Origin of the sequence: Lacisediminimonas sp. (genome assembly GCF_030645335.1) — a bacterium.
GTDB lineage: Bacteria > Pseudomonadota > Gammaproteobacteria > Burkholderiales > Burkholderiaceae_D > Lacisediminimonas.
Map to the genome: position 1 here is coordinate 1 of NZ_JAUSNH010000050.1, position 4716 is coordinate 4716.

Sequence of the window (4716 nt, forward strand, 5' to 3'; positions counted from 1 at the left end):
CGAGACCCGCCGGCAGATCCTGGTCACGCCTGACGGCTCCGTTGCCGCGCCGAGGGACCCCTTGCGCCGCGATTTCGTCGCCAATGCCTCGCATGAGCTGCGCACGCCGCTGACGGTCATCAATGGTTTCCTCGAGTTTGCTGCCGATCCCGATCTTGATGCAGCGACGCGCGCGGCGCATGTGCGGCTGATGGCCGAGCAGGGGCGGCGGATGCAGAACCTGGTGGATGACATGCTGGTGCTGACCCGTCTGGAGTCACCCGACTATCCGATACGGTCCGAGCCGGTCGATATGCATGCGCTGACCAGTACGGTGGCGACCGAGGCGCGGGCACTGTCTGCCGGACGGCACCAGATTACGGTTGAATGCACCGGCCCGGACCTGGTCGGCAGCGCCGATGAGTTGCGCAGTGCGTTCGGCAACCTGGTCAGCAATGCCATTCGGTATACGCCGGATGGGGGGCAGATCGATATTGCCTGGCGGGATTCGGAGGCGGGGCCCTTGTTCATGGTTCGCGATAACGGGATCGGGATTGAAGCGCAGCATCTTTCACGCCTGACCGAGCGGTTTTATCGGGTCGACAAGAATCGGTCGCGCGAGACGCGCGGGACCGGGCTGGGGCTGGCGATTGTCAAGCATGTGATGCTGCGGCATGGGGCAAGCCTGGGGATCGATTCCGTGCCGGGGAAGGGTAGTGTGTTCAGTGTGCGGTTTCCGGCGGAGGCAGTGGTCGGGGCTGCGTCCGGGGAAACAGGCAAAGCCCATAATCCCGGATAAATCACCAGGGCAGCGATCCGCAGTCACCATCAGGCCCGCGCCGGCCTGATGAGCTGTGACAAACACGGGAACGGTCGGCTGTGCCACGCATCCAAATTGCCTGGCCAACTCCTACCGGGCTCGCAATGGCATCTGGCAAGCAGCCGATACTGGGCATCGACTGGGGCACCACCAACCGGCGCGCCTATTTGCTGGACGAGGGCGGCGAAATCGCACGGCTGCATGCCGACGACCAGGGCATCCTGGCGGTCAAGGGCGATTTCGCCCGCTCCTTGCGCGAGCTGCTCGCCAGCATGCAGGTGCGGCCTGCGCAGGTCCTGATGTCGGGCATGGTGGGCAGCCGCAACGGCTGGCGCGATGTGCCGTATCTCGACACCATCCACCCGCTGCACCGCTTGCCCGCAGCAATGCTGGAGATCGACAGCAAGCTGCCCGGCGTCAGTTGCCGGATCGTGCCCGGCTACCGGGCGACGGATGATGCCGGCATGCCCGACGTGATGCGCGGCGAAGAGACGCAGATCCTGGGCGCACTGGCCAGCGGCGCACCGGAGGGCTGGTTCGTGCTGCCGGGCACCCACTGCAAATGGGTGCATGTCGCGCAAGACCGGATCAGGCACTTGCTGACCTTCATGACTGGCGAATTGTTCGCGTTGCTGTCCGAGCGCGGCACGCTGGCCGCCCTGATGCAACACCATGCAGCCGATGTGCCGGAAGCCTTCTTGCAGGGTCTGGAGGCGGCCGCGTCCGGCCCTTTCACCCACCGCGCGTTTTCCTGCCGGGCGCTGGTCGTGACCGACCAGATGCCGGCTTCGCATGCGGCATCATGGCTGTCCGGTCTGCTGATCGGCTGCGAATTGCAGGAAATCCAACGACGCGCGGAGGTTCGCGGCGTCGTACAGGTAGTGGGCAGCGAGAAATTGGCCGAGCGCTATGCGCTGGCGCTGCGCCATATCGGGCTGCAGGCGCGCTGCTGGCAGCCTGATGCCGTCTATGTGGCTGCCTTGCGCATCCTGGCGGCAGGGGCCATGCCGCAGCCTGCCGCAAGCAGCCAATCGGCTACCGGGGAGGGTGGCTGATGCAGGCAGACCTGGGGGTGCTTCCGCTGGTGGCCATCCTGCGCGGCCTGGGTGCGCACGAAGCGCCGCAGGTGGGACGGGCCTTGTTCGACGCCGGCTTTCGGCTGCTGGAAGTGCCGCTGAACCGGCCGGGCGCGCTGGCGGCAATCCAGGCGCTGCTGCAAATCGCCCCGCCGGACGCGATCATCGGCGGCGGCACCATGCTGAGCGTGGAGCACGTCGAGCAGGTGCATGCTGCCGGCGGGCGGATGATGGTGTCCCCCAACTTCGACGCCGCTGTCGTGCGCCGCGCCGTGGCGCTGGACATGCTGGCATTCCCCGGCGTCGTCACGCCGAGCGAGGCCTGGCAGGCGCTGGCGGCCGGCGCCCACGGACTCAAGCTGTTTCCCGCTGAAATGATCCCGCCGGCGGCGGTAAAAGCGCTGCGCTCGGTATTGCCGCCCGAGGTGCTGCTGATGCCGGTGGGCGGCATCGACGTGGACAACATGGCCGCCTATGCCAGGGCCGGCGCCAATGGCTTTGGCATCGGCGGCGCCCTTTACCAGAGCGGCGTCGCGCCGGCGGCGCTGGCGCAGGCGGCGGCGGCCTTCATCAGCGCACGCCAGCGGCTGATTGCCGCCGATTGAACCTGCCGGGGGCTGCTTCGGGCTGCACGGCCCGGCCGGATGATAGAATCACCGGTTCTTCTCATTGGCCGTGCCAAAGGTTTTTCCTGTGCTTTCCACCGCAAATATCACCATGCAGTTCGGCGCCAAGCCGCTGTTTGAAAACATCTCCGTCAAGTTCGGCGATGGCAACCGCTATGGCCTGATCGGCGCCAACGGCTGCGGCAAGTCGACTTTCATGAAAATCCTCGGCGGCGATCTCGAGCCCAGCGGCGGCAATGTCGCGCTCGATGCCAACGAACGGCTGGGCAAGCTGCGCCAGGACCAGTTTGCGTTCGAGGAAATGCGCGTGCTCGACGTGGTGATGATGGGTCACGTCGAAATGTGGGCCGCCATGACCACGCGCGACGCGATCTATGCCGACCCGGACGCCACCGACGACGACTACATGCGCGCCGCCGACCTGGAAGCAAAGTTCGCTGAATACGACGGTTATACCGCCGAAGCCCGGGCCGGCGAACTGCTGCTCGGCGTCGGTGTGCCGATCGAACAGCACCAGGGGCCGATGAGCAATGTCGCACCCGGCTGGAAGCTGCGCGTGCTGCTGGCGCAGGCTTTGTTTTCCAACCCGGACATCCTGTTGCTCGACGAGCCGACCAACAACCTGGACATCAACACCATCCGCTGGCTGGAAGACGTACTGAACCAGCGCAATTCGACGATGATCATCATCTCCCATGACTGGCACTTCCTGAACCAGGTGTGCACCCACATGGCGGACATGGATTACGGCACGCTGAAGGTGTATCCCGGCAATTACGACGACTACATGCTGGCATCCTCGCAAGCCCGTGCGCAGTTGATGTCGGCCAATACCAAGGCCAAGGAAAAGGTTGCCGAGCTGCAGGAGTTCGTGCGGCGCTTTTCGGCCAATAAGTCCAAGGCGCGCCAGGCCACCTCGCGCGCACGCCAGATCGACAAGATCAAGCTCGACGACATCAAGCCATCGAGCCGCGCCACGCCCTTCATCCGCTTCGAGATGGAGAAAAAGCTGCACCGGCTGGCGGTCGAGACCCATTCGATTGCGAAAGCCTTTGACCATCAGTTGTTCAAGAACCTCAGCATTGCGGTCGAAGCAGGCGAAAAGATCGCCATCATCGGCGCCAATGGCGCCGGCAAGACCACGCTGCTGCGTTGCATCGGCGGTCCCGAGCTGTGTGGTCTGGCGCCGGACAGCGGCATCGTCAAATGGGCAGAAAATGCCGACCCCGGCTACATGCCGCAGGACCCGACCGAAGAATTCGCCACCGATCGCGACCTGACCGACTGGATGGGACGCTGGACCCGCGAAGGCGACGACGACCAGGCGGTGCGCTCGATCCTCGGCCGCTTGCTGTTTTCCGGCGACGAAGTGAAAAAGTCGGTGCAGGTGCTTTCCGGCGGTGAAAAGGGCCGGATGATTTATGGCAAGCTGATGCTCGGCCGGCATAACGTGCTGCTGATGGACGAGCCGACCAACCATATGGACATGGAGTCGATCGAGGCGCTCAACATTGCGCTCGAAAAGTATGTCGGCACCCTGATTTTCGTGTCGCACGACCGCGAATTCGTCTCCTCGCTGGCGACCCGCATCATCGAGCTCAAGGATGGGCAGGTGATCGATTTCCTGGGTGGTTACGAGGATTACCTGCGTAGCCAGGGTATCGAGGTCTGACCGGCGCGGCCGGTTTTCAAGCGATCGGCAGTCGCCTGCTGGTTTTTATCCCGACGTTGGGATCTTTCCAAAGGAAAGCACCAGAGATACAGAGGCTGGCGTGACAAGGTGCCAACAGGCACTTTGCCACTTGAAAACGGGTCGCCCAGTATCATGTAAGCTGCGCAAGCAGAAGCCCCGCGCATTGGTTTAGCGCATTGCAAATTTTTTAAGAGAAGTCTGCGTCCACATGCAAACGATTCCCCTGAAGTCTGTCGAGTTTGAACGGCCGCAGATGCGCGGAAGCATCAGCTGCACCGCGTCGGCCTGGGCTCGCGTGCCGGCCATGCCCACCGCAGAGCAAAAGCTCGCACTGAAGGAACGTATCCGGCGCTTGCTGAAAGAGCGCGGCGCCGTGCTGGTCGCGCACTATTACGTCGACAGCGATTTGCAGGACCTGGCCGACGAAACCGGTGGCTGCGTATCGGACTCTCTGGAGATGGCCCGTTTCGGCCGCGACCATCCGGCCCGTACGCTGGTGGTGGCCGGTGTGCGCTTCATGGG

General features: G+C 63.9%; 5 protein-coding genes. All 5 read left to right on the top strand.

Annotated features, from left to right (window positions below; genetic code table 11):
* Window positions 1-778, top strand: a 778-nt coding sequence (locus Q7T64_RS03975) for an ATP-binding protein (RefSeq protein ID WP_304791535.1), incomplete at its 5' end; no start/stop codon positions are given.
* A gap of 125 nt (window positions 779-903) precedes the next feature.
* Window positions 904-1854, top strand: a complete 951-nt coding sequence (locus Q7T64_RS03980) for a 2-dehydro-3-deoxygalactonokinase (RefSeq protein WP_304791540.1) — start codon at window positions 904-906, stop codon at window positions 1852-1854.
* Entirely contained in the window at window positions 1854-2480 is a 627-nt protein-coding gene (locus Q7T64_RS03985; protein WP_304791543.1) for a 2-dehydro-3-deoxy-6-phosphogalactonate aldolase, read from the top strand. The genes Q7T64_RS03980 and Q7T64_RS03985 overlap by 1 nt, the downstream gene beginning before the upstream one ends.
* Before the next feature lie 88 nt (window positions 2481-2568).
* Window positions 2569-4173 carry an ABC-F family ATPase gene (locus Q7T64_RS03990; RefSeq protein WP_304791546.1) on the top strand — a complete coding sequence of 535 codons (1605 nt, stop codon included), beginning with the start codon at window positions 2569-2571 and terminating at the stop codon, window positions 4171-4173.
* Window positions 4174-4402: 229 nt separating this feature from the next.
* The coding region (nadA, locus tag Q7T64_RS03995) for a quinolinate synthase NadA (RefSeq protein WP_304791549.1) at window positions 4403-4716 on the top strand (314 nt) is incomplete at its 3' end.

Coding starts and splice junctions, on each gene's coding strand:
- Q7T64_RS03985 (WP_304791543.1), top strand. CDS start 1,854: ATGCAGGCAGACCTGGGGGTGCTTCCGCTGGTGGCCATCCTGCGCGGC.
- Q7T64_RS03980 (WP_304791540.1), top strand. CDS start 904: ATGGCATCTGGCAAGCAGCCGATACTGGGCATCGACTGGGGCACCACC.